The sequence below is a fragment of the Asticcacaulis machinosus genome (genome assembly GCF_028550435.1).
Lineage (GTDB): Bacteria > Pseudomonadota > Alphaproteobacteria > Caulobacterales > Caulobacteraceae > Asticcacaulis > Asticcacaulis machinosus.
In genome coordinates this window covers 1792868-1817053 of record NZ_JAQQKV010000001.1, presented here as the reverse complement: position 1 = coordinate 1817053, position 24186 = coordinate 1792868, and the positions used below count along the sequence as shown (strand labels likewise).

Annotated in this window: 22 protein-coding genes; 18 read left to right on the top strand and 4 right to left on the bottom strand. The window is 57.2% G+C overall.

Annotated elements, in window-relative coordinates; translation table 11 throughout:
• Positions 1 to 11 precede the first annotated feature (11 nt).
• The gene (locus tag PQU98_RS08290) at positions 12 to 1004 is read left to right on the top strand and encodes an adenosine kinase (RefSeq protein ID WP_272744430.1); all 993 of its coding nucleotides are present in this window, start codon (positions 12 to 14) and stop codon (positions 1002 to 1004) included.
• Positions 1005 to 1172: 168 nt separating this feature from the next.
• Here PQU98_RS08290 and PQU98_RS08285 read toward each other — a convergent pair whose 3' ends face one another.
• Positions 1173 to 2159, bottom strand: a complete 987-nt coding sequence (locus PQU98_RS08285) for a 2-hydroxyacid dehydrogenase (RefSeq protein WP_272744429.1) — start codon at positions 2157 to 2159, stop codon at positions 1173 to 1175.
• Between the two features lie 248 nt (positions 2160 to 2407).
• Here PQU98_RS08285 and PQU98_RS08280 point away from each other — a divergent pair, with 248 nt between their 5' ends.
• From PQU98_RS08280 to PQU98_RS08260, 5 genes are all read left to right on the top strand, one after another.
• Positions 2408 to 2998 carry an SH3 domain-containing protein gene (locus PQU98_RS08280; RefSeq protein WP_272744428.1) on the top strand — a complete coding sequence of 197 codons (591 nt, stop codon included), beginning with the start codon at positions 2408 to 2410 and terminating at the stop codon, positions 2996 to 2998.
• A gap of 152 nt (positions 2999 to 3150) precedes the next feature.
• Complete coding sequence (gene fabA / locus PQU98_RS08275; protein ID WP_272744427.1) at positions 3151 to 3669, top strand: 3-hydroxyacyl-[acyl-carrier-protein] dehydratase FabA; 519 nt, start codon at positions 3151 to 3153, stop codon at positions 3667 to 3669.
• Between the two features lie 57 nt (positions 3670 to 3726).
• Entirely contained in the window at positions 3727 to 4950 is a 1224-nt protein-coding gene (gene fabB / locus PQU98_RS08270; protein WP_272744426.1) for a beta-ketoacyl-ACP synthase I, read from the top strand.
• Positions 4951 to 4963: 13 nt separating this feature from the next.
• The gene (locus PQU98_RS08265) at positions 4964 to 5782 is read left to right on the top strand and encodes an enoyl-ACP reductase FabI (protein ID WP_272744425.1); all 819 of its coding nucleotides are present in this window, start codon (positions 4964 to 4966) and stop codon (positions 5780 to 5782) included.
• Between the two features lie 110 nt (positions 5783 to 5892).
• A complete protein-coding gene (locus PQU98_RS08260; protein ID WP_272744424.1) occupies positions 5893 to 6291 on the top strand; it encodes a metallopeptidase family protein in 399 nt (132 codons plus the stop codon).
• Positions 6292 to 6609: 318 nt separating this feature from the next.
• On the opposite strand, the gene PQU98_RS08255 is transcribed toward PQU98_RS08260, so the two are convergent.
• On the bottom strand, positions 6610 to 7164 hold the full coding sequence (locus PQU98_RS08255) for a VUT family protein (protein ID WP_272744423.1): 555 nt from the start codon (positions 7162 to 7164) through the stop codon (positions 6610 to 6612).
• A 90-nt stretch (positions 7165 to 7254) separates the two neighbouring features.
• On the opposite strand from PQU98_RS08255, the gene PQU98_RS08250 reads away from it, so the two are divergent.
• The 4 genes from PQU98_RS08250 (at position 7255) to truA (ending at position 10839) form a co-directional block, all read left to right on the top strand.
• On the top strand, positions 7255 to 8511 hold the full coding sequence (locus tag PQU98_RS08250) for a DNA recombination protein RmuC (RefSeq protein WP_272744422.1): 1257 nt from the start codon (positions 7255 to 7257) through the stop codon (positions 8509 to 8511).
• 42 nt (positions 8512 to 8553) lie between these two features.
• Positions 8554 to 9063, top strand: coding sequence for a peptide deformylase (gene def, locus PQU98_RS08245; protein ID WP_272744508.1), 510 nt, complete (start codon positions 8554 to 8556; stop codon positions 9061 to 9063).
• Positions 9064 to 9136: 73 nt separating this feature from the next.
• The gene (gene fmt, locus PQU98_RS08240; RefSeq protein WP_272744421.1) at positions 9137 to 10066 is read left to right on the top strand and encodes a methionyl-tRNA formyltransferase; all 930 of its coding nucleotides are present in this window, start codon (positions 9137 to 9139) and stop codon (positions 10064 to 10066) included.
• The gene (truA, locus tag PQU98_RS08235; protein WP_272744420.1) at positions 10066 to 10839 is read left to right on the top strand and encodes a tRNA pseudouridine(38-40) synthase TruA; all 774 of its coding nucleotides are present in this window, start codon (positions 10066 to 10068) and stop codon (positions 10837 to 10839) included. The genes fmt and truA overlap by 1 nt, the downstream gene beginning before the upstream one ends.
• Positions 10840 to 10912: 73 nt before the next feature.
• Here the strand turns inward: truA and dapE are convergent, their stop codons facing one another.
• On the bottom strand, positions 10913 to 12070 hold the full coding sequence (gene dapE / locus PQU98_RS08230; protein WP_272744419.1) for a succinyl-diaminopimelate desuccinylase: 1158 nt from the start codon (positions 12068 to 12070) through the stop codon (positions 10913 to 10915).
• A gap of 78 nt (positions 12071 to 12148) precedes the next feature.
• Here dapE and PQU98_RS08225 point away from each other — a divergent pair, with 78 nt between their 5' ends.
• Positions 12149 to 13423, top strand: a complete 1275-nt coding sequence (locus tag PQU98_RS08225) for an MFS transporter (RefSeq protein WP_272744418.1) — start codon at positions 12149 to 12151, stop codon at positions 13421 to 13423.
• Positions 13424 to 13602: 179 nt separating this feature from the next.
• Here the strand turns inward: PQU98_RS08225 and aptA are convergent, their stop codons facing one another.
• On the bottom strand, positions 13603 to 14934 hold the full coding sequence (gene aptA, locus PQU98_RS08220; RefSeq protein WP_272744417.1) for an omega-aminotransferase AptA: 1332 nt from the start codon (positions 14932 to 14934) through the stop codon (positions 13603 to 13605).
• 119 nt (positions 14935 to 15053) lie between these two features.
• On the opposite strand from aptA, the gene PQU98_RS08215 reads away from it, so the two are divergent.
• The 7 genes from PQU98_RS08215 to PQU98_RS08185 all read left to right on the top strand — a co-directional run bounded on the left by PQU98_RS08215 (position 15054) and on the right by PQU98_RS08185 (position 24107).
• Positions 15054 to 15743, top strand: coding sequence for a GntR family transcriptional regulator (locus tag PQU98_RS08215; protein WP_272744416.1), 690 nt, complete (start codon positions 15054 to 15056; stop codon positions 15741 to 15743).
• 79 nt (positions 15744 to 15822) lie between these two features.
• A complete protein-coding gene (locus PQU98_RS08210; protein WP_272744415.1) occupies positions 15823 to 17349 on the top strand; it encodes an aldehyde dehydrogenase in 1527 nt (508 codons plus the stop codon).
• Positions 17350 to 17364: 15 nt separating this feature from the next.
• Positions 17365 to 18810, top strand: a complete 1446-nt coding sequence (locus PQU98_RS08205; protein WP_272744414.1) for an NAD-dependent succinate-semialdehyde dehydrogenase — start codon at positions 17365 to 17367, stop codon at positions 18808 to 18810.
• Positions 18810 to 20192 (top strand): aspartate aminotransferase family protein, encoded by a 1383-nt coding sequence (locus tag PQU98_RS08200; protein ID WP_272744413.1) that lies wholly within the window; start codon positions 18810 to 18812, stop codon positions 20190 to 20192. Before PQU98_RS08205 ends, PQU98_RS08200 begins: the two co-directional genes overlap by 1 nt.
• 42 nt (positions 20193 to 20234) lie before the next feature.
• Complete coding sequence (locus tag PQU98_RS08195; protein ID WP_272744412.1) at positions 20235 to 21377, top strand: acyltransferase family protein; 1143 nt, start codon at positions 20235 to 20237, stop codon at positions 21375 to 21377.
• A gap of 129 nt (positions 21378 to 21506) precedes the next feature.
• Positions 21507 to 22880 (top strand): glutamine synthetase family protein, encoded by a 1374-nt coding sequence (locus PQU98_RS08190; protein ID WP_272744507.1) that lies wholly within the window; start codon positions 21507 to 21509, stop codon positions 22878 to 22880.
• Positions 22881 to 23012: 132 nt separating this feature from the next.
• Entirely contained in the window at positions 23013 to 24107 is a 1095-nt protein-coding gene (locus PQU98_RS08185; protein WP_272744411.1) for an ABC transporter substrate-binding protein, read from the top strand.
• Positions 24108 to 24186: the final 79 nt, after the last annotated feature.

Below are 24186 nucleotides of genomic sequence, written 5' to 3'. Positions count from 1 at the left end.
GATATTATTTCATGACCGCACCCTATGATGTCACCGCCGTTGGCCACGCCATTGTCGATGTTCTGGCACCTGCCGATGACGCGTTTTTGACCGCGCAAAATCTAGCCAAGGGGGCGATGACCCTGATCGATCAGGATCGGGCTTTGAGCCTTTACGGCGTCATGGCGCAGGCCGAACTGGCGTCGGGCGGATCAGCGGGGAACACCATCGCCGGGGCGGCGTCTCTGGGCGGTAAGTGCGGCTATATCGGTAAAGTCGCTGATGATGAACTGGGCAAGGTCTTCCGCCATGACATGAAGGCGCAGGGCGTGCAGTTTGACACGTCGGTGCTGACCGATGGCTCGGCTACCGGACGTTGCCTGATCAATATCACCCCTGATGCTCAGCGCACTATGGCGACGTTTCTGGGGGCTGCGGCGAAAGTCGGGCCTGCCGATGTCGATGCGGCGCTTATTCAGGCGTCGAACATCGTCTACCTTGAGGGCTATCTGTTCGATACGCCGTCGGGCCGCGAAGCCTTTGTCAAGGCGTCGGAACTGGCCCGGGCGGCGGGTCGCAAGACGGCGATTACCATGTCGGACCGCTTTGTGGTCGATCGCTGGCGCGCGGATTTACTGCCGTTCATCGATCAGCATATCGATATCGTCTTTGCCAACGAAGATGAATTGCTGGCCATGTATGAGACTGAGGATTTCTTTGCGGCGCAGTCTGCTTTGCGCGCAAAGGTCGATCTGGCCTTTGTCACCCGCTCGGATCAGGGTTCGGTGATCCTCACTAAGGATGACACGGTTCTGGTGCCGGTGTTTGATGTTGATACTCTGGTCGATACGACCGGGGCCGGTGATCAGTATGCGGCGGGGGCGATGTTTGGCCTGTCGCGCGGGCTTGATCTCTATACCTGTGGCCGTCTGGGGGCCATGGCCGCCGCGGAAGTCATCAGCCACTATGGGCCAAGGCCGCTGGTATCGCTTAAAGATATGGCGGGTAAGTTCGGGTTGATTTAAGTAAGAGGCCCCCCTCCGTCAGCCCTGCGGGCTGCCACCTCCCCCGGCATGCCGGGGGAGTATAATAATGTCAAACCGTAGCGAAGAACCGCTTCGAGCGTAGGTTTGCCGTCATTGAACCGGAGAAAATGTATTTGGCACGTAGTGCCGAAACTTTTCTCCGTATTCTCAAATCATCGCCGGAATAACCCGGTCGGGCGGGCGGTGGCCGTCCTGAAGGGTCTTGATGTTCAGGATCACCCGGTCGCCCATGTCCTGACGGGCTTCGATGGTGCTGGAGGCCATGTGCGGCAACAGCACCGCATTGGGCAGGCCGAACAGTTCCGGATTGATGCCCGGCAGGCGCTCATAGACATCAAGGCCGACGCCCGCGATCTTATGTTCGCGCAGCAGATGGGCGAGGGCCGTCTCATCGATAATCTCACCGCGTGCCGTATTGACGATGATGGCGGTGGGCGACAAAAGGCCGAGGCGCTCGGCATTGAGCAAATGAAAGGTTTCCGATGTACGCGGGCAGTTGACCGAGACCACATCCATGCGCGGCAGCATGTCGTCGAGATTATCCCAGTAGGTCGCCCCAATTTCTTCGGCGATGCGGGCGCTGACCGGCTTGCGGTTATGGTAATGGACGCTCATGCCAAAGGCCTTGGCGCGGCGGGCCAGGGCCTGACCGATGCGGCCCATGCCGATAATGCCCAGACGCTTACCATAGATACGCCGGCCCATCATGAAGGTCGGTGACCATTCCGAAAATTCACCGCGCTGAACCGTTTCGGCGCCTTCGACAAAGCGGCGCGCCACAGCCAGTATCAGGCCCATCGTCATTTCGGCGGTATCTTCGGTCAGGACGCCGGGGGTGTTGGTGATGATGATGCCTTTGTCGGCGGCGCTCTGGATATCGATGTGGTCGTAACCGACGCCGAAATTAGCGACCATTTTAAGCTGTTCACCGGCGGTGGCAAAAAAATCGGCATCAATCTGATCATTGATTGAAGACACGATGACCTCAGCCGTTTGCGCCGCCTCCAACAGCTTGTCGCGCGGCATGGGGCGCTTGTCCGGACACAGGGTCGTGTCGAACAGTTCGCGCAGGCGTGTTTCCACGCTGTCAGGCAATTTGACGGTGACGAAGACTTTAAGCTTTTTGGCGCTCATGATGAGGTCTTGTGGCTCCGGTTGTATTCGCAGGCAATGGCCGAAGTCTTCAGGTGGCGGGCTATTATGATTATGTTAACCAAATCTGAACCTGCGGTCTTTAAAACCTGACCGAAAGCGTCATTGGTGTTCACCGAACCGTGCCGTAAGTCCCCAATGGAAACCTGCACCGAAGCCCGATGTCCCGTCCTGTATCAACTCCTGTAACAGTCCATAATCAATCTTGGCGGCAAGGTCGAGACTTAAGCATGCGATTGCCGTCATTTTTCAGGAAAATCAACCGGATGCTGGCGGTTTTGGCGGCGGTGCTGATGGTTTCGCTGGGTGGTAGCGCCGCTTTGGCCGATGATAGCGCTGTCACGCCTGAGTCATCTGGAGATACGCCCTCTGGCAATCCGGTGCCGCGCTGGGGCATTATGCGCTCCAATAAAATCTACACCCGCGCCGGCCCGTCCAAGGATCATAAAATTCTGTGGGCTTACCGCGTCAAAGGTCTGCCGGTGCAGATCATCTCTGAGACTCGCGAATGGCGGCTGATTTGTGATCCGGACGGCAATACCGGCTGGGTGGCGGCAAGTCTTTTGTCCGGGAAAACAAATGCGTTAACCCCATCCGACCGCAAATTGGAACTGAAAGCTGCGCCAAAGCCTGAGGCCCGTACTAAGGCGATTATTCGGCCGCGGGTTTTGGTGTCGCTTGATAAATGCAAGGATGGCTGGTGTAAGATCGGGGTAGGCTCGCAGCGGGGGTGGGTGCATAAGGATGCTTTGTGGGGCGCGCAGACCAAACCTGTCTGTGAGCGCCCTGATCCCCTGTCTATTCGTTCAGGAAAGCTTTGATAAAACCTTCGTTCATCGCAAATGGCGACTAAAAAGGGTTGAGACGACGCGCGCGGTCGTGTAACGCATCATTTCGTGTTCTTACAAACCTGAGCGGTTCGCCCTCAACCTGTGATGCAGGTGCTGTGCCGCCCCCGGAGTCTTATTGCCGTATGTCCGATCGTCCGTCATCGTTTGATTATGAAGCCCTTCTGGCCTGCGGGCGCGGTGAGATGTATGGGGCCGGCAATGCGCAGCTTCCGGCGCCGCCGATGTTGATGATGGATCGCATCATGCTGATCACCAAGGACGGCGGTGCGTTCAACAAGGGCTATATCGAAGCGGAACTGGATATTACGCCGGAACAGTGGTTCTTCGCCTGCCACTTTCTCGGTGACCCGGTCATGCCGGGCTGTCTGGGGCTTGATGCCATGTGGCAACTGGTTGGTTTCTTCCTCGGCTGGTCGGGCCATCCGGGCCGTGGCCGTGCCCTCGGCGTCGGCGAAGTGAAATTTACCGGTCAGGTCACGCCGGACATCAAAAAAGTGACCTATAAGATCGATATGAAGCGCGTCATGGCCGGTAAGCTGATCATGGGCATTGGCGACGGCTCGGTCTATGCCGACGATAAACTGATCTACAGCGCCTCCGGTCTGCGGGTCGGCCTGTTTGATGCCAAGGATCTGGTTTAATTGGCGGCTTAACCCTCAAACTGAGCATTGATTTAGGATCAGCGAGGATAATTGAATATGCGTAGAGTCGTCGTAACGGGTCTTGGGATTGTGTCCTCCATTGGTACGGGGGCCGATGAGGTGACCGCATCCTTGCGCGAAGGCCGCTCAGGTATTGTGGCCGCTCCCGAATACAAGGATCGCGGCTTTAAGTGTCAGGTTCATGCCGCGCCGAAAATTGGCGACTGGACGCAACTTATTGACCGTCGCGCCGCCCGTTTTCTGTCGCCCGGACTGGCTTACGGTCATATCGCCATGGATCAGGCCATTGCCATGGCCGGGTTGGAAGAAAAAGACATTTCCAACGACCGCACCGGCATTATTTTTGGTGCCGGTGGCCCGTCTACCAGCGCGATTGTCGAGGCCGCGGATATCACCCGCGAAAAGGGCTCGCCCAAGCGTATTGGGCCGTTCGCTGTGCCCAAAGCCATGTGCTCCGGCCCATCGGGTGTGCTGGCGACCTGGTTCAAAATCCGCGGCGTCAACTACTCAATTTCATCGGCCTGTGCCACATCCGTGCACTGCATCGGGGCTGCGGCTGAGCAGATCGCCTGGGGCAAGCAGGACGTGATGTTTGCCGGCGGCACCGAAGAACTGGACTGGACGCTGTCCAACCTGTTTGACGCTATGGGCGCGATGTCGAGCGGCTATAACGACACGCCTTCGGTCGCCTCACGCGCCTATGATAAAAACCGCGATGGCTTTGTCATCGCCGGTGGTGCGGGCATTCTGGTGCTGGAAGAATATGAACATGCCAAGGCCCGTGGTGCTGATATCTGGGCCGAAATCGTAGGCTACGCCGCCAATTCCGACGGTTATGATATGGTCGCCCCCTCCGGCGAAGGCGCTGAGCGCTGCATGAAAATGGCGCTGGAGATGGCGGGCGGTCGTAAGATCGACTACCTCAACCCGCACGGCACCTCGACCCCGATCGGTGATGAGCGCGAAATCGGCGCGATCAAGAACGTGTTCGGCGAGGCCATGCCGCTGATCTCCTCGACCAAATCCCTGACCGGTCATAGCTTGGGGGCAGCAGGCGCGCAGGAGGCGATCTATTGTCTGCTGATGATGCGCTCATCGTTTGCCACAAAGTCAGCTCACATTGACGAGATCGATCCGGCGTTTGAGGGCTTACCGATCCTGCGCGAACGTCGTGATGGCGCGTTGGAATCGATCATGTCGAACTCATTCGGGTTTGGCGGCACCAACGGGTCGCTGATCCTTTCCCAAGCTGATTTGTAATAAAGGTTTTAAGATGTCTGATGATGGCTGGAAATTCCCTACGGGCGACCTGATGAAAGGCAAAAAGGGCTTGGTCATGGGTGTGGCCAATGACAAGTCCATTGCCTGGGGCATCGCCTCGCAACTGGCAGCGCAAGGTGCCGACATGGCGTTTTCCTACATGGGTGACAGCCTGCTGCGCCGCGTTGAGCCGCTGGCCGCATCGATTGGCGTCAAGCACCTGATCGAATGCGATGTCACCAACGATGCCTCGATGGATGCCACCTTTGCCAAACTGAAGGAAATCTACGGCGAAATCGATTTCGTCATCCATTCGGTCGCCTTTGCCAACAAGAACGAACTGCAAGGTTCCTTCGTTGAAAACACGACCCGCGAAGGCTTTCTGCTGGCTCTGAACGTCTCGGCCTTTTCGTTCGTGGACGTATCACGCCGCGCCGCTGAGCTTATGCCAAATGGCGGCTCGCTGGTGACCCTGACCTATCTGGGGTCGGAGCGCGTAATACCTAACTACAACACCATGGGCGTGGCCAAGGCGGCGCTTGAGGCCTCAACACGCTACATCGCCCGTGACCTCGGCCCCAAGGGCATCCGCGCCAATGCCATCTCGGCCGGCGCCATGCGCACCCTGTCTCTGGCCGGTATCTCCGGTGGCCGCGGCTTGCACGCCAAGTCGGGCCAGTTCTCCCTGATGAAGGCAGAAACCTCGATGGAAGGTGTGGCCGGTGCGGCGTTGTGGCTGGCGTCTGACCTCGGCTTCTCGACGACCGGCGAAGTCATCCACGTTGATGCGGGCTTTCATGCGGTCGGCCTTCCCGAAGACATAGGGGGGTAAAACCTGCCTTTAGGCGATCTGCTGCGTTGTCATCGCTTGCAGGTACTATGTGTACCTGCGGCGCTTGACGCCTAGCATCTCATCCAAAATTCAGGTTTTACGGACGAGATATGAAAGTGAATTTTAATTCCGCGCCGTCTTTAGATGATATCGAAATTATGGCGCGGGCCGCTTTGCAAAAGCTGCCCGAACCGTTTGCGGGCTATTTGAAAGACGTCATCCTGATCGTTGAGGACTTTCCGTCCGAAGAAATGCTGGCTGATCTGGGGATTGAATATCCGTTTGAACTGACGGGCCTTTATAGCGGTCGACCGGCAGAGACTGAGGCCATGACCGGCGATCTGCCCGCCATGATCCACCTGTTCCGCCGCCCGATTTTGGAGGAATGGATCGAGACGGGCGTTGATGTTAATCACCTTGTCAGCCACGTCCTGATCCACGAAGCCGGTCACCACTTTGGTCTGTCCGATGAGGACATGGAATGGCTTGAGGCGACGCTGAAGGCTTAATTTAAGCGTTCAATCCATGCGCAGGCATAGGGGGCAACTTGCCAGAGTGCCGCAACCCATAGGCTACTAAGGGTTAAATGTGTAATGGTAGTTCGCAAACCGGCAGGCCATATGTGAGGCAGATAAATTAATGAGAATAAGGCGTCTATGAAGACATAATAGAAGGCAACACGACCTCTTAAATCATAAATAAAATATGCGAACGCACTGATTAGAAGCGCAGATAAAACGACATAGATGCGTGTGAAGAGTATTATTTTGACCCACCACCAGCGTGCTTCCTTCTCCGGGTCAAAGATATTGTGACTGCGGTACATATTAAAACAAATCCGGTAGTTTTTCCTGCGTGATCGCCGCTTTTTTCTCGCGCTGCTTCAGTAACAGATAAACCACATAGGCCCCAACCAGCTTGGAGGCCGCAGCGGTCAGAAGTGTCAGCGGCGTAAATGTGCCCGATGCTTCGGCGCTTAAGGACGCCAGCCCCCAAAACAGGGTGGTATCGAGCGGGGCGGCGACGATTGACGATATCATTACCCGCTCAGACAAAGGGCGCTTGCTGAAGGTATAGATCGCCCAGTCAACCACTTCCGACACTAAAAACGCGGCGGCAGAGGCAAAGGCAATCGCGGGCGGGGCCATCAGAAATGACACCGCCATGCCGATAAAGACGGCGACGAAAATATGGTGGCCGACCTCGCGCTGGGCGAAATCGCGTGCCACCAGAATAAAGCCGGTGACAATCGCCAGCGGCGGCCAGGCTCCGCCGTCAGGCATGGGAATGGACGGCACATGGGCGAACGACCAGTTCACAAACGGGATCAGAAAGACGTAAAAATAGGTCCAGGGTGTGCGGCCAGTCAGTACCTTTTTCAAAAACTCAGCCGTGTGCATCGGTCATTCGCCCCATATAAGAATCTGTATATGATGCTTGCCAGAACACTAAAAATCAAATAAGAACATTTCATGAACGAAATTATTCTACCTGTTGTCCTCATTGTAGTTGCGCTGGCCTTTGCCGGTGGCTGGTATGTCAGTGTGGCTGAGGCCCGCCGGTTGCGCACCAAAAATGAAGATTTGAACGACCGGCTGGTGGATGCCACGGCTGAACTGGCGCAGGTGAAAGAGCGGGCACGTAACCTTGAAGACGCCCGTGCGGCCATGAGCGAGCATTTCAAGGCCGCATCGTTTCAGGCTATGGAACAAACTGCCGAAGGTCTGCTGAAACGGGCCGAAGAATCGTTTGTGGCGCGCGAAAAACTGGCACTGGAGCGCATGGATTCCAGCCTCAAACCCGTGTCGGAAACCCTCACGCGCTTTGAGGCTCAGGTTAAGGAAATGGAAGAAAACCGCCATAAGGATACCGGCGGGCTGAAGCAGCAGATTGAGCACCTGATGACGGCGTCGACCGCCACACGCGATGTGACGGCCAAGCTGGCCAATGCCCTGCGGCGCGGGGCCGGCGTGCAGGGCCGGTGGGGGGAGGAGACACTGCGCAATGTGTTGCAGGCCGCCGGTCTGACGCGCTTTGATTTTACCGAGCAGCACAACCTCGATACCGAAGAAGGGCGCCGGCGTCCCGATGTGACGGTGAAACTGCCCGGCGGGGTATTTGTCATCGATGCCAAGGTCAATCTGACCGCCTTTCTGGAGGCGATGGAAGCGGTCGATGATGAGGCGCGAGAAATGCACCTGATGCGTCATGCCCGCGCCCTGCAAACCCATGTGCGGGATTTGTCGCAGAAGGCCTATTGGGATCAGTTTAAGGATGCTTCACCCGATTTTGTGGCCATGTTCATCCCGGGCGATGGTTTCTTAGCCTCGGCGCTGGAGCGGCTGCCCAATCTGATGAATGAGGCGATGGATCGTAAGGTGATTATCGTCACGCCGACCACCCTGTTTGCGCTGTGTAAGGCTGTGGCCTATGGCTGGCGGGTCGAGGATCAGATGAAAAATGCGCAAAGTGTGGCCGAACTGGGCCGTGAGCTTTATGCACGCCTGTCGGTCATGGGCGGGCATGTGGCTGATCTGGGCAAGTCACTGAATACCGCGGTCGGCAAATATAATGCCTTTGTCGGCTCACTGGAGACCAAGGTGCTGACCCAGGCGCGCCGGTTCGAGGACCTGAGCGTTGACCACGAAGGCAAGACCTTGCCGGAGTTAAATCAGCTTGAAACCCAGACTAAGTTGTTGAATAAACTGGAATCGTCAGCCGCAGAATGATCGCCGCTTGACGTTATGCGGCGTGATCCTTATTTTTACGCCATGGCCATACGTGAAATCATAACCGTTCCTAATCCCCTGCTGAAGCAGATATCCAAACCCGTCGAAGGTGGTGTGACCGATGCGTTGCGCGCCCTTATGGATGACATGCTGGAAACCATGTACGACGCCCCCGGCATTGGCCTTGCGGCCATCCAAATCGGTGAGCCGGTTCGGGTTATCGTCATGGATCTGCAGGAAAACGAAGAAAAGCACCCGCGCTATTTCGTCAACCCTGAGATTGTCTGGGCCTCGGAAGACACATCCCCCTATGATGAGGGCTGTCTGTCGGTGCCGGAAGTCTATGACGAAGTGCTGCGCCCCGCCCGCGTCAAGATCAAATATCTGAACTATCAGGGCGAAGAGATTATCGAAGATGCCGATGGTCTTTATGCCACCTGCATCCAGCACGAAATGGATCACCTTAACGGCGTGCTGTTCATCGACCATCTGTCGAAGCTGAAGCGCGACCGCGCCATTACCAAGGTTAAGAAGCTGAGACGCGCGGCTTAAGACTTGATTGCCCGGACATTATATTCCAAAGAAGCGCATCTTTACGGTGCGCTTTTTGTTTTAAGGATGGATGATGAAACTCGCCTTTATGGGAACGCCTGAGTTTGCGGTGAAGGCTCTGGCCGAACTGGTGGCGTCGGGCCATGAGGTGGTGTGCGTCTATTCCCAGCCCCCGAAACCCAAAGGGCGCGGTCAGCAGTTATCACCGTCTCCCGTCCATGAATTTGCGCAAAGTCTGGGCATTGAGGTGTGCACCCCTGCCTCCATGAAATCAGCCGAAGCCATCACTGAATTTCAGGCGCTGGATATCGATGCCTGTATCGTTGTGGCTTACGGTCAGATCCTGAAAAAAGCCGTTCTGGATCACCCGCCTCTGGGCTGCTTTAATCTGCATGCCTCCCTGCTGCCGCGTTGGCGCGGGGCGGCCCCCATTCAGCGGGCGATCATGGCCGGCGATGCTTTTACCGGCGTGCAGGTCATGCGCATGAGTGAGGGGCTGGATGAGGGCCCGATCATCCTGTCCGGCCGCGTCGAAATCACTCCCGATGATACGGCCCAGACCCTGCATGATAAGCTGGCCCATACGGGAGCGGCCTTGTTGCCGGTGGCGCTGGCGGCGATTGAGCGCGGTGGGGCGGCGGGCAGCGAGCAGGCGGGAGAGGTGACTTATGCTGCCAAGATCACACCGGCTGAGGCGCGGATCGACTGGAGCCGCTCGGCGCGCGAACTGGATTTTCATATCCGCGGCCTGTCGCCCTTTCCCGGGGCCTGGTGCGAGCTTGATACCGCCAAAGGCCCGCAGCGCCTTAAGGTTCTGATGTCGCGGGTGTCGGATATGATGACCGATCAGCCCGCCGGCACCTTTATCGGTAACGGCCTGAGCATCGCGACCGGCAATGGGGTGATCGAGCTATTGCGGGTGCAGCGCGAAGGCAAGGGCGCGCAGGATGCGGCGGCCTTTCTCAACGGGGCAGGACTTAACGTCGGGGATCGCCTTAACTAATGCCGCGCTATTCCTGCCTTATTGAGTATGACGGGCGGCCCTATAAGGGCTTTCAGGCGCAGGGCGACCTGCCGACTGTTCAGGGAGCCCTTGAGAACGCAATCTTCAAATTTTCCGGTGAGCGCTTGCGGCTGACGGCGGCGGGGCGGACTGATACCGGCGTCCATGCGACCGGGCAGGTAATCACATTTGATCTGGAAAAAACCTATCGCGGGGAGGTCGTGGCGGGTGCGCTCAATGCGCATCTGATGGGTGAGCCGGTATCGGTGCTGGACTCAGCACTTGTGCCCGATGATTTCTCAGCGCGATTTTCGGCTACGGGGCGGATGTATCTATACCGTATCCTGAACCGCCGTGCGCCGCCGGCGCTTGATCTGGGGCGGGTATGGCATGTCAAGAAACCGCTGGATGCGCAGGCCATGCAAACGGCGGCGAAACACCTGATTGGGCTGCATGATTTTACCACTTTTCGCCATGTAGAATGTCAGGCCAAATCGCCAGTCAAGACGCTGGATATCGCGCGGGTCGCCCGCGTTGGGGATGAGGTGCATCTGGTGTTTGCGTCGCGCTCCTTCCTGCATCGCCAGGTTCGCTCGATGGTGGGGACGCTGGCCGAAGTCGGCATCGGGCGCTGGGATATTGACGATGTGAAGGCGGCGCTGGAGGCCAAAGACCGCACCGCCTGCGGGCAGGTCGCTCCGCCGGAAGGGCTGTTCCTGACCCATGTGACCTATGAGGCGGAGCCTGATTTTGAAGGGCGGAGTTCGATATAGGGGACAGGTATTACCCCCTCTTTTATTTGATGTTTTCATCAAATAAAAGCTCCCCCTGCAACAGGGGGAGTTCTTAGGTGGTGAATTTTTCGAAATACATCTCAATCAAACGCTGATAGGCGCGGGTAAGGTTTTCGAGGTCGACGATGGGCGTCGATTCATTGACCTGATGCATGGTCTGCCCGACCAGGCCGAATTCAACAACCGGACAGAGCTTGCGGATAAAGCGGGCATCGGACGTTCCGCCGGTCGTTGAAGGGTCAGCGTCCGTAGCTAAAACCTCGCGGATCGCGGCCAAGATCACATCGACAAACGGCCCGCCTTCGGTCAGGAAGGCCTCACCTGATATGGTCGGCTTAAACTCGATCGCCGCACCCGTTTTGTGCGCAAACTCATCGCACACGCTCTGCATCCAGTCGGCCAGAGATTGCCCCGAATGGGCCGGATTGAAGCGGATATTGATCCGGCCGGTGGCCTTTTGCGGGATCAGGTTGGTCGTGGCGTTACCGACATCAAAGGTGGTGATTTCGAGGTTCGACGGCAAAAACCGCTCATAGCCGTTATCCAGCACGCGGGCGTTCAGCGTCTGCATGATATCGACCAGTATTGGCACCGGATTAAGCGCCCGCTGGGGATAGGCGACATGGCCCTGCTTACCCGTGACGGTGATGGTCGCATTGATCGAACCCCGGCGGCCGACCTTGATCATGTCGCCAAGCGTCGCCGATGAGGTCGGCTCACCGACTATGCAGTGATCGATAATCTCACCACGGTCTTTCAGCCATTCGACGACCTTTACCGTACCGTCGGTGGCCACCCCTTCTTCATCGCCGGTGATCAGAAATGATAGCGAACCGGGGATGGTCTCTAATCGCGCGACCGCGGCGATCCAGGCGGCGATCCCGCCTTTCATATCGACCGCGCCACGTCCAGTCAGGACGCCGCCTTCGATGTCACCGGCAAACGGATCGCAGCGCCAGTCGTCGCGGGCCCCGTCCGGCACGACATCGGTATGGCCGGCAAAACACAGATTGGGGGAGGCCGTCCCCCGCCGCGCATAAAGGTTTTCGATCTCACCAAATTTCAGGCGGGTACAGCTAAACCCCAGTTCCTCAAGCCAGCCCTGCACCACATCCATCGCCCCTTCGTCGGCGGGGGTGACGGACGGGCGGCGGATTAGCTCTTGCGTTAACTGAACGGGATCGGTGAGACATTTTGGTGTATTTGACATGAGGCTTGGTGTAAGACCTCCGCTCATATTAGGGAAGCCGCAATATGAGCGCGCATCCGCCATTTCGGGACTTTTTTTGTGCCAGAAACTCCACATGTTCCGCCTGCTGAAACGCCACCATCCGATCCGTCCCTTTATAAGGGCCCGCTGCAAATTCCGGCGTTTCGCAGTTTTCTGCTGGCGCGGTTTATCTCGGTCTTAAGCTATTCGGCCCAATCGGCGGCCATTGCCTGGCATATTTATGAGACCGCGCGCGAAACGGTCGGGATCGGTCAGTCGGCGTTCTATGTTGGTCTGATGGGGCTGTGCCAGTTCATTGCTATGTTTGTGACAACCCTGCCCGCCGGCGTGGTCGTGGACAAATATGACCGCAAAAAGGTGATGGGCTTTACCATCGGCGCGCAGGCGGTGATCGCGCTGGGGTTTTTTGCGCTGGCGGTGACGCCGGGGTCGCCGTTCTGGGCGTTGTTTGTGCTGTCGGCGTTTTTAGGAGTGACGCGGTCATTTATCGCACCGGCGGGTTCCAGTATTGGCCCGATGATCGTGCCGCGCGATATGCTGCCCAAGGCGATTGCCATTAATTCCCTGTCCTTTCAGGTCGGGGGCGTGCTGGGGCCAGCCTTGGGCGGGCTACTGGTCGGGGCGTCGGCTGGTTTTGCTTATGGGGTCAGTGCGGGCCTGTTTGTGATGGCCGGCATTATTATCCTCAACATCAAGGCCAATACTCAGCCGGAATATGCGGGTGGCTCAAAGATGGAGATGGTCAGGGAAGGCCTTTCTTACATCTGGACCAATAAGGTCGTGCTGGGGGCTTTGTCGCTGGATCTGTTTGCGGTGTTGCTGGGTGGGGCGACGGCGCTTTTGCCGATCTTCGCCAAGGACGTGTTGCATGTCGGGCCGGAAGGATACGGCATATTGCGGTCTTCGGCAGCGGTAGGTGCCATGGTCACGGCGGCGTGGCTGGCGCGGCGCCCAATCCGACGCCATGCCGGTAAGTGGATGTATGGCGGGGTCGCGATATTTGGAGTTTGCACCATCATTTTCGGCATATCCCAGAGCTTTTGGGTGTCGGTGGCGGCACTGGTGGTGCTAGGGGCGGCGGACATGGTCAGCGTCTATGTGCGCGGGACGCTGGTGCAGATCGTGACACCTGATTACATGCGCGGGCGGGTGGCCTCGGTCTCCTATCTGTTTATCGGGGCGTCTAACGAACTGGGCGAGTTTGAATCCGGCGTGGTGGCTCGGTTCTTAGGGCCGGTCGGGGCCGCGCTATTTGGCGGTATTGGCTCGCTGATTGTCACCGGCGCGTGGGTCAAGCTGTTCCCGGCGTTGTATAAGTCGGATCAGTTATAGGCCTCGCCCCAAAGTCCTTCGCTACGCTCAGTGTACTTTGGCCCGTAAATACCCCTCCGTCATTTTTCGCTGCCGCTCAAATGCCACCTCCCCACGCAAGCGTAGGGAGGAGATGGCTGAAATTCTCCTCCCCACAATATGGGGAGGTGGCGCGGCGAAGTCCGCGACGGAGGGGTATCTTACTCCGTGCCCGCCAAGACCTTACGCAGTATCTCCACCGCCTGATCGATATGGGATTTCTCTAAGATCAGGGGCGGTGACATGGCGATAATATCGCCCGTAACGCGGATCAGCAGACCGGCATCAAAGGCTTTGTTGAACACCTCCATCGCCCGCACGGTCGCGGCCCCCGGACGGGGCTCAAGCTCGATCCCGCCGATCAGGCCCAGATTGCGGATATCAATAACATGGCGGGTGTCTTTTAAGGAATGGATCGCCTCCTGCCAGTAGGGCGCAATCTCGGCGGCCCGTTCAAACAGACCTTCTTCGGCATAGGTTTCCAGTGTCGCGATCCCCGCCGCACAGGCCAGAGGGTGGCCGGTATAGGTATAGCCGTGGAACAGCTCAATCGGTGTCTCAGACGTCTGCATAAAGGTGTCATAGATGCGGTTCGATACAGCGACGGCCCCCATCGGCACGGCGGCATTGGTGATGCCCTTGGCCATGCACATAATATCAGGCCGCACACCGAAATACTCTGCCCCAAAGGCCGCGCCCAATCGACCAAAGCCGGTGATGACCTCATCGAAAATCAGCAGAATATCGTGCTTGTCGCAGATTTCGCGCAGCCGTTTAAGGTATCCCTTGGGTGGCACCAGAACGCCGGTAGAACCCGCCACGGGTTCCACGATCACGGCGGCGATGGTTGAGGCATCATGCAGGGCGATGATCCGCTCCAGCGCTTCGGCAGAGTCCAGCCCATGTTCCGGTTCGCCCTTAATAAAGCGCCCCTGTTCCGGCTGATAGGTGTGGGGCAGGTGATCGACCCCGTTCAGCAGTGGGCCAAACAGGCGGTTTTTGGGAATACCGCCGACACTGATGCCGCCAAAGCCGACGCCGTGATAGGCGCGCTCGCGCCCGATGAGACGCACCTTACCCGCCATCCCGCGCGCCCGCTGATAGGCCAGGGCTATTTTTAACGCCGTATCGGCGGATTCCGAACCCGAATTGGTCAGGAACACCCGCTTAAGATCATAGGGCAAAAGCTGGCTGAGTTTATGAGTAAACTCAAACACCTTGGGGTGGGCCATGTTGAAGGTGGGCGCAAAGTCCATCTCCTGCGCCTGTTTTTGAATCGCCTCAACGATTTTCGGGCGGTTATGGCCAGCGTTGGAGCACCATATCCCCGCCGTCATATCCAGAATCTGGCGCCCGTCATGGCTTTGGTAGTGCATGTCTTTGGCCGAAACCAGCAGGCGCGGCTTGGCTTTGAACTGCCGGTTGGGCGTGAACGGCATCCAGAAGCTGTCGAGTGCTTCGGATGAGGGCAGGTTGGGGCTGAGATTATCCATTATGCGAAAATCCCTGATGACGGGGTGATAAAATATGTGACACTATGAGTCAGGCGGCCGACAATTGTGATCACACATCATCTGGCCCTGCAAGAATATTCCGTTTCAGGAGATGCGTTTTGGCTGTGGAAGCGTTGAGTTCATATCTGTCAAAGGGCGATGATGCCTCATACCACGATCAGGTCTATGACGCTCTGGCCGAGGCTTTGACGGAGGGCGTGTTTCCGCCGGGGCAGTCCGTGTCGCTGCGGACTCTGGCCGGACGGCTGAATGTCTCGCCCATGCCGGTGCGCGAAGCGGTGCGTCGTCTGATTGCGGAAAAGGCGCTGGAGTTGCAGCCGTCAAATAAGCGCCTGCGGGTGCCGTCGCTGTCTGAAGACCGCCTGCATCAACTGGCTAAAGCCCGCTCATGGGTCGAGCCGGAACTTGCGGCGATCGCAGCGGTTCGGGCCACGCCGGAACTGGTTGATATCTTAAAAGAAGAAGATGACACCCTGATGGTCGCCCTCTCCAAAGGCGATGTCGAAGGCTATATGAAGGCCAATCACGCCTTTCATTTCCAAGTCTATAAAGCCGCTCATGCCGACCTGTTTTACGATATGGCGCGTACCCTGTGGCTGCAAACCGGCCCGTTTATGCGGGTGGTGTTCAATAAGCTGGGTACGGTGCAATTGCCGCGCGACCACCATCAGGAACTGATCGGGGCGTTTGCGGCCCGCGATGCTGAGACGGCGCGCAAAGCTATGGCCGAGGACATCGAAGAGGGCATGGATCTGATGCTGGAGGCCGTCAAGTTTCAGGCGGCGTAATTGCCGTATTGACAGGTGGGAGCGCAGGTGGCCTAATTGTGATCACAAATTCAAGCTCTTACTGAGTGGTGCGATCTCCATGAGCCTGACGTCCCCCCTGACCCCGATAACCGCTGTGGCTGATACCAAGGCTGAGGTTATTGCCGCCCTCAAGGCCCTTTTCAAACCTGATCAAGGTTTTGTTGACGGCCAGTGGAAGGGCGCAGCGTCGGTTGCGACCTTCGACAATATCGCCCCGCGTGACGGAACTCTGACCAATCAGATTTCGGCCTTTGATGCCGCCGATGTCGATGGGGCGGTAAAGTCGGCGCGGATCGCGTTTGAAGATGGCCGCTGGAACGGACTGGCCCCGAAAGCCAAAAAGAAAATCCTGCATAAACTGGCCGATCTGATGGTCGAACATGCCGAAAATCTGGCGCTATTAGAGACGCTTGACACGGGCAAGCCCATACGCGATGCGCGCGCGGTTGATATCCCGCTGGCTATCAATTCGGTACGCTATTATGCCGAAGCGCTCGATAAGATTTATGGTGAAGTCGCCCCATCGCCGGATACGCGCCTGTCCTATGCGGTCCATGAACCTCTGGGGGTAATAGGTGCGATTGTGCCGTGGAATTTCCCGCTGCACATGGCTATGTGGAAGGTCGCTCCGGCTCTGGCTATGGGCAATTCGATCGTGCTGAAACCGGCTGAAAATTCGTCGATGACGGCGCTGTATACCGCGGCGCTGGCGATTGAGGCCGGTGTCCCCGCCGGGGTATTCAATGTGGTTCCCGGCCTTGGGCAGATCGCGGGTGAGGCCTTGGCGCGGCATATGGAAGTTGACATGATCGCCTTCACCGGCTCAGGGCCGGTCGGGCGGCGGCTGATGGTGGCGTCGGCAGAGTCAAACCTAAAGCGGGTGTCGCTAGAACTGGGCGGTAAGTCGCCGCAGATCGTCTTTGCCGACTGTCCGGATATGGAGGCTGCTGCGCAAAATGCCGCCTGGGGTGTGTTCTATAATCAGGGGCAGGTCTGTACCGCGGCGTCACGTCTTCTGGTCGAAGACAGCATCCGCGACGAGTTTGTGGCCAAGGTCATGGCGGTGGTGAAATCGATTCGAGTCGGCGACCCTTACGACCCGGATACCCAGTTCGGGGCGATGGTTTCGGAGCGCCAGATGAACACCGCGCTCGATTACATCGCCAAAGGTCAGGCCGGTGGCGGGCAGGTGCTGATGGGCGGCGGACGTGTTCAGTCAGATACGGGTGGTTTTTATGTCGAACCGACCCTGATCGACAATATCACTTCTGACAATATTCTGGCGCGCGAGGAAGTGTTCGGGCCCGTCCTGTCGGTACTGACCTTTAAGGATGAGGCGGACGCCTTCCGCATTGCCAATGACACTATCTATGGGCTGGCCTCCGGGGTATGGACGGCCGATATCGGCCGGGCCATGCGGTCGGCCAAGGTGTTGAAGGCTGGTCTGGTGTGGATCAATGGTTGGGATGCCTGCGATATCGCCCTGCCGTTCGGGGGCTTTAAGCAGTCGGGCTTTGGCCGCGATCGCAGCCTTCATGCGCTCTATAAGTATGCCGATTTCAAGTCAGTCTCGATCAGTTTTTAAAGGGAGTTGCGTACCATGTCCCTAACCGCCGCGCACAAGGCCCTGCTGGGCAAGCGTATTCTGAGCCACGCCAATCACGATAGTTTTCCGGTCACCAATCCGGCCAACGGGCAGGTGTTGTGTCATGTCCATAATGCCGGTTCAAAAGAAACGCTGGAAGCTATTGATGCCGCCCATGCCGCCTTTGCCGACTGGGGCCAGCAACCGCAAAAGGTGCGCTCGGATATTCTGAAAAAATGGTTCGCCCTGATCCTTGAGCACACCGAAGATCTGGCGCAGATCGTGACGCTTGAGCAGGGGCGTGCGATCAGGGAAACCCGTAGCGAAGTGGTATATGGGGCAGGCTTTGTCGAATGGTTTGCCGAAGAGGGCCGCAGGTCTTATGGCCGCACCATCCCGGCCAATGTGCCGGGTAAGCAACTGGTGACCATCCAGCAGCCGGTTGGGGTCGTTGCGGCCATCACGCCGTGGAATTTCCCGATTTCGATGATTACGCGCAAGGTCGCGCCGGCTTTGGCCGCAGGGTGCACCGTAGTGCTGAAGCCGTCAGAGGAAACGCCGTTGTCAGCATTGGCTCTGATCGAACTGGCCAAACAGGCCGGTTTGCCGGATGGCGTGCTGCACATTATTTGCACCACCAAGGCGGCCGAGGTCGGCGAAATCCTGACGTCTGATCCGCTGGTCAAGAAATTCTCTTTCACCGGATCGACGCCGGTTGGCAAAAAGCTTTATGCCCAATGCGCGTCGACCATCAAAAAGATATCGCTCGAACTGGGTGGCAATGCGCCGGTGCTGGTGTTTGACGATGCGGATCTTGAGGTCGCGGTGGCGGGCGCCATGCTATCGAAATACCGCAATGCCGGTCAGACCTGCGTGTGCGCGAACCGAATACTGGTTCAGGCCGGAATTTATGAGGCCTTTGCCGCCAAGCTGGCTGAGGCTGTGCGGGCGCTGAAACTGGCCGACGGCATGGATGAGGCGACGCAAATCGGGCCGCTGATTAATCAAAAAGCCGTCGATAAGGTGCAGGCCCTCGTCGATGACGCCACAGGTAAAGGTGCGAAGCTGACGGTCGGCGGCGGGGTCGATAAGGATGTAGGGGCGTTGTTTTATAAGCCCTCTGTCCTGACCGGTGTGACCCACGACATGCGCATCTTTAATGAGGAAATCTTCGGGCCGGTGGCGTCTCTGATCAAGTTCAAGGATGAGGCCGAAGGGATCAAACTGGCCAATGAGACGCCGTTTGGGCTGGCGGCCTATGCCTTCACTAAGGATGTGTCGCGGGCCTGGCGGGTAGGAAAGGCGCTGGATTATGGCATGGTCGGTCTTAATGACGGTGTAATGTCGACCGAGGTGGCCCCGTTTGGCGGCGTCAAGGAATCCGGCATTGGCCGTGAAGGGGCGATTGAGGGCCTTGAGGAATATCTGGAAACCAAATTCCTGAGCTTTGGGGCGCTGTGATGATGCCGTTTCCGGCTGGAGGATCCACTCTGAACACGCCATTGATGGATTTCATCCTCTCCGAGACCGCGCGGTTTCTCGATGCCCGGCCCAAGACCAAAGCCTTGGCTGAAAGATCGGGCCATGTATGGCGGGGTGGCGCGCCTATGCACTGGATGACCGACTGGGCCACGCCCATTCCCATCTATGCGGCCCGCGCCGAAGGGGCGAAACTGTGGGATGTTGACGGCTTTGAATATGACGATTTCTGTCTGGGCGACACCCCATCGATGTTTGGCCATGCTCGCCCGGAAATCGCCCGCGCCATAGCCAAGCAAGCCCAAAATGGCATGGGTTTTATGTTGCCGACGGAAACCGCCGTCGAAGTGGGGGAATTGCTGACTGAGCGCTTTGGCCTGACGAAATGGCAGATGGCCACCACAGCCTCTGATGCCAATCGCGCCGCCATCCGCTGGGCGCGCGCCATAACCAGGCGGCCAAAGATCCTGATTTTCGACGGCTGCTATCATGGCATGGTCGATGATGCTTTTGTGGTTCTGAATGACGGCACACCCGTCATGAAAAAAGGCCTGATCGGGCAGGTGGCAGATTTTACCGATACCACGACGGTCATCCCGTTTAATGATCTTGATGCGCTCGAAGATGCCCTGAAATATTGCGATATCGCCTGCGTGTTGTGCGAGCCGGTGATGACCAACTGCGGCATGATCGCCCCTATTGATGGGTTCCATGAGGCTTTGCGCACTCTAACCCGCAAATACGGCACCCTGCTGGCCATCGATGAGACCCATACCCTGTCGTCTGGCTATGGCGGCTATACGCGCAGCCACGGACTTGAACCCGATATGTTTGTGGTCGGCAAAGCCATTGCCGGTGGTGTGCCCGCGGCCGTCTGGGGTGTGACCGAAGAGATCGCCGCCCGCATGGATCAGGCGCAGGCGGCTATTGGTTCGGGTTCCAGCGGGATCGGTACGACCCTGTCCGGCAATGCCCTGGCCATGTCCGCGATGAAAGTCATGCTGACCGAAGTGATGACGGAGGCGACGTTCGCGGATATGACCAAAGGCGCTGAAAACCTTGTGACGCAATTGCGGGCGGTTATCGCTGAGCAGGGCCTGAACTGGAGCGTCGTTCATGTCGGTGCACGGGTGGAACTGGTGTTTGGTAATTTAGCACCAAAAAATGCTTCGCAAATGCGAAAGCTTATTGATCCTTTATGGCTGAAAGCCCTTCATCTGTTTCTCATCAATGAGGGCGTACTGATTGCACCCTTTCATAACATGATGCTGGTTTCGCCATTTACGTCGCCCGACGCGTGTACGCGTCTGGGGGCGGCCATATCTGCCTTTGGTGAGCGCGTAACCCGGTATGGATTAACCTGATGCGTCCATGAGAGACATGGCGCATCGCGGAGCGTTGTGCCTATGTCGCGTAGCTTAACCCACCCTGAGTCTGAGGCGATTAAAATCGCCCGTGTGCTGTGTATATTGGGTGTCGTCTATATGCACATGCCGCCCCATGATCCGTTTTTCTCACAATCGGCGGTCGTTTTTAACGACTATTTGTGGGTCGTTCGCGATGCCATCGGGCGCTCGAGTGTGCCCTTGCTCAGTATCATTTCCGGTTATTTCGTCGCACAGAGCTTATCCAGCCGGTCGTGGGGAGCTATGATAGCTAAAAAAGCCGGAACACTGCTGCTGCCATTAATTTTATGGAACCTGATCTATCTGATTGTGGCGCTGGCTGCAGACGATGCCCACAGAAGTTTTAGTCTTGCCTCCCTGCCGAACGATATTCTGGCATTGACGGCGCCTCCGGTGTCCTGGGCCCTGTATTTTCTGCGGGATATGTTCGTATGCAGTCTGCTTAGCCCATTGCTGGTCTGGCTGGGGCAAAAGTCGCCGTGGCCAACCGCTGTCGGGCTGGTTGGTGTGGCGCTGACTGGCATTGATGGGCCTTTATTTATCAATGACATGATCCCGATCTTCTTTTTTTCGGGTCTTTTGGTTTACTCAGGCAAATTCACGCCCTTGAATGCGGTGCGTGGATACAAATCCTATGTCGCCCTGGCTGCCGTCGTGATTGTATCGCTATCAGTTATGCCGATTGTACTGGCTGTCACACATTCCGGCCTGTCACCGCTGACGGGCAACAATGTACGAATATTATTGATCCGGTTTGCGGGGACTGTCGTGTTCTGGGGGGTGGCGGTTTTTTTTGCCCGGCTCCGTGCCGGGCAAAGGCTCATCAGAATCGAGCCCGTTATCTTTTTCGTATTTTGTCTGCACCCACTGATAATCGACACGATCTGGCGTCTGTTTGTACGGTCAGGGCTTGATCAAAGCCCGTTGGCGGTCACAGCCTATTTCGTTTGCGGCCCTCTGATTGTGCTGGCAATTATTATCCCGATGGTATGGGTAGGGACGCAAATCTGGCCAGTGATAATGCGCTGGCTGGGCGGGGGGCGTATCCCAACGCCGCAGCAGTGGCGAAGCCTGTTCGGTGTATTGTCGCGGCCGCAACGCGTGCCGATCCGGGCTGTGCCCTATGCTAATAAAAAAATGTGATCACATTGCGAATATCGCGTGACGGACGGGCGGGTTCGCTCTTAAGGTGAGGCTTGCAACCGTGTCAGCTAAGGTGCTGACCGAATAGATGAGCGCACCATGACCGAACCCTATCTGCCGCCACATCCGATGGTCGCCACGCCTGATGAGGCCAAGGCCTTTCTTGAGGCCCATCCGCATATAAACTATTTCGAGATCCTGTTTACCTCGATGACCGGTGTGCCGAGGGGTAAGCGTCTGCGTCGTCACGAACTGCTGCCGATCTTTGAATATGGCCGTTTTCTGCCGGGTTCGATTCTGGTGGTCGATACGCTGGGGGCCGACTGCGAAGAGACGGGCCTTGTGTGGGAAGATGGCGATGCTGACCGGATCGCACGGCCTGTGCCGGGGACGCTGACGGAGGCGCCGTGGCTGGGCGATGATGTCGGTCAGGTCATGCTGTCGCTCTATGAGCTTGATGGTACGCCCAATGACCTTGATCCTCGCCATGTGCTGCAAAGGGTGCTGGAGCGCTATAAAGCCGATGGTCTGACGCCGGTGGTGGCGTGTGAACTGGAATACTATCTGGTGGACATCGAGCGCGGCCACGACGGCCAGCTTATGCCGGCCAAGGGCTTTAACACCGGTGAGACCCCGCGCGGCATTCAGGTTTACGGCCTGCCCGAAGTTGAGGCCCACGGTGAGTTTTTCCGCACCCTGTGGGAAACTGCCGATGTCATGAATATTCCGCTGGAAGGCGCGATTTCAGAGTTTGCACCGGGGCAGGTCGAACTAACGCTTAAGCATAAGCCCGATGCCTTGCGCGCCTGTGATGATGCCGTGCTCTATAAGCGCATGGCTAAGGGCGTGGCCCTGTCGCTGGGGGTTGAAGCGACCTTTATGGCCAAGCCGTGGGCCGATCGCGCTGGTTCGGGCTTCCATGTCCATATCTCGGTGGCGGACAAAGATGGCAAAAACCTGTGTGCGTCCGATGATCCGCAAGGGTCTGATCTGCTCAAGACCATGATCGGCGGCATGAAGGATCATCTGGCTGACTGCATGGGTATCCTCGCTCCCGGCGCCAACAGCTTTAAGCGTTTTAAGGCCAATTCCTATGCGCCGGTTGGCCTGACCTGGGGGGTGAATAATCGCACTGTGTCGCTGCGGGTCACGGCGGGGCCGTCTCATACGCGCCATGTTGAGCACCGTGTCGCGGGTGCCGATGCCAACCCTTATCTGGTGATGGCCGCTATTCTGGCCTGTGCCCACCACGGCCTGACCCATAAGACTGATCCGGGCCCCGCAGTGGTCGGCAATGGCTATGAGGTGGCGGCGAAGACCGGCGCTAACCTGCCGACCAACTGGTACGCGGCGGTTGATTATCTCGACAAATCCGCAACCTTGCGCGACTATCTGGGGGAGCGGTTTGTCGACATGTATGTGAAGGTTAAACGTACCGAACAGGCGCGTTTTTATGAGGAAGTCACGTCGCTCGATTACGACTGGTATCTCAGGAACGCATAAGTTTGTGCAATGCGCCCTCTGTGATCACAATTAGATATTGACAGAGGGTTAATCCCGTATTCTGTTACTAATATTACGGTTTCATGAAGGGGGTTTCATGATGAGGCCCGCGAATATCACGGAGATCAGGACATGAGTTCACCTCGCCATATGGCTAATCGTCGTTCCTTACTCGCGGGCTTGGGGGCTGCGGCCGTCGGTATTAGTTTCTCTGCCTGTTCCAAGCCCGCCGAAAAACCAGCCGCTGACGGTGCCGAAGAGCCTAAGCTGAACTTCTACAACTGGGATACCTACATCGGTGAGACGACGCTGGCGGATTTCAAGACCGCCACGGGCATCGACGTCAATATGCAGCTCTTTGCCACCAATGACGAACTGTTTGCCAAGCTTAAGGCCGGCAATTCCGGCTTTGACGTGATCGTGCCGTCGAACGAATTTGTCACCCGCATGGGGCAGGCCGGTCTGCTGAAGGCACTGGATCACGCTAAGATCCCCAACATGAAGAACATCGACCCGCAGTATCTTAACCCCAGCTTCGATCCGGGCAATAAGTTCTCCGTGCCCTATACCTGGCTGGTGCTGGGGCTGGGCTACCGTAAATCCAAGTTCAAGGCCGTGCCGGATAGCTGGAAATACGTCTTCGACAGCGCCGAATATAAGGGCAAGATCGCCCTTCTGTCGGAATCGGCCGACCTGATCCGTCTGGCCGCGAAATATAAGGGCGTCAGCCTCAATAATATATCGCCAGAAATGCTGACCCAGATCGAGCAGATGCTGGTCAAGCAAAAGCCCAATATACGCGCCTTCCACGAAGATAACGGTCAGGACATGTTGCAAGGCGGTGATGTCGATATCGTGATCGAATACAATGGCGATATTGCGCAGGTCATGGCCGAAGACGACGACATCGGCTTTGTGGTGCCGAAAGAAGGCAGCCTGCTCAATTCCGATACCCTGTGCATCCCAGCGGATGCGCCGCGTCCAAACAACGCCCACGCCTTCATCAACTATATTCTCGATGCGCAGGTAGGGGCTGAAATCTATAAGACGATCCTCTATCCGTCGCCAAACGCTGCCGCCAAGGCCCTGATGCCTGATGATTATAAGAATAATCCGGTCATCTTCCCTCCGGCGGATATTCTGGCCAAGTGCGAATATGGCAACTTTGAAGGTGCCGAAAAAGCCTCGCAGTTTGAGGAAATTATTACTCGCGTTCGCGCTTCCTAAGCCTAACCCTACCTGTGAGGGGCTGCAAAGGCTCATCTTGATGCGCTCCGATGCTCATGTACTTAAGTACACTCCGCTT

What these genes read in the sequence shown, in the direction of transcription:
- PQU98_RS08290 (WP_272744430.1), top strand. Translation starts at nt 12, where the DNA reads ATGACCGCACCCTATGATGTCACCGCCGTTGGCCACGCCATTGTCGAT.
- PQU98_RS08285 (WP_272744429.1), bottom strand. Translation starts at nt 2,159, where the DNA reads ATGAGCGCCAAAAAGCTTAAAGTCTTCGTCACCGTCAAATTGCCTGAC.
- PQU98_RS08280 (WP_272744428.1), top strand. Translation starts at nt 2,408, where the DNA reads ATGCGATTGCCGTCATTTTTCAGGAAAATCAACCGGATGCTGGCGGTT.
- fabA (WP_272744427.1), top strand. Translation starts at nt 3,151, where the DNA reads ATGTCCGATCGTCCGTCATCGTTTGATTATGAAGCCCTTCTGGCCTGC.
- fabB (WP_272744426.1), top strand. Translation starts at nt 3,727, where the DNA reads ATGCGTAGAGTCGTCGTAACGGGTCTTGGGATTGTGTCCTCCATTGGT.
- PQU98_RS08265 (WP_272744425.1), top strand. Translation starts at nt 4,964, where the DNA reads ATGTCTGATGATGGCTGGAAATTCCCTACGGGCGACCTGATGAAAGGC.
- PQU98_RS08260 (WP_272744424.1), top strand. Translation starts at nt 5,893, where the DNA reads ATGAAAGTGAATTTTAATTCCGCGCCGTCTTTAGATGATATCGAAATT.
- PQU98_RS08250 (WP_272744422.1), top strand. Translation starts at nt 7,255, where the DNA reads ATGAACGAAATTATTCTACCTGTTGTCCTCATTGTAGTTGCGCTGGCC.
- def (WP_272744508.1), top strand. Translation starts at nt 8,554, where the DNA reads ATGGCCATACGTGAAATCATAACCGTTCCTAATCCCCTGCTGAAGCAG.
- fmt (WP_272744421.1), top strand. Translation starts at nt 9,137, where the DNA reads ATGAAACTCGCCTTTATGGGAACGCCTGAGTTTGCGGTGAAGGCTCTG.
- truA (WP_272744420.1), top strand. Translation starts at nt 10,066, where the DNA reads ATGCCGCGCTATTCCTGCCTTATTGAGTATGACGGGCGGCCCTATAAG.
- dapE (WP_272744419.1), bottom strand. Translation starts at nt 12,070, where the DNA reads ATGTCAAATACACCAAAATGTCTCACCGATCCCGTTCAGTTAACGCAA.
- aptA (WP_272744417.1), bottom strand. Translation starts at nt 14,934, where the DNA reads ATGGATAATCTCAGCCCCAACCTGCCCTCATCCGAAGCACTCGACAGC.
- PQU98_RS08210 (WP_272744415.1), top strand. Translation starts at nt 15,823, where the DNA reads ATGAGCCTGACGTCCCCCCTGACCCCGATAACCGCTGTGGCTGATACC.
- PQU98_RS08205 (WP_272744414.1), top strand. Translation starts at nt 17,365, where the DNA reads ATGTCCCTAACCGCCGCGCACAAGGCCCTGCTGGGCAAGCGTATTCTG.
- PQU98_RS08200 (WP_272744413.1), top strand. Translation starts at nt 18,810, where the DNA reads ATGATGCCGTTTCCGGCTGGAGGATCCACTCTGAACACGCCATTGATG.
- PQU98_RS08195 (WP_272744412.1), top strand. Translation starts at nt 20,235, where the DNA reads ATGTCGCGTAGCTTAACCCACCCTGAGTCTGAGGCGATTAAAATCGCC.
- PQU98_RS08190 (WP_272744507.1), top strand. Translation starts at nt 21,507, where the DNA reads ATGGTCGCCACGCCTGATGAGGCCAAGGCCTTTCTTGAGGCCCATCCG.
- PQU98_RS08185 (WP_272744411.1), top strand. Translation starts at nt 23,013, where the DNA reads ATGAGTTCACCTCGCCATATGGCTAATCGTCGTTCCTTACTCGCGGGC.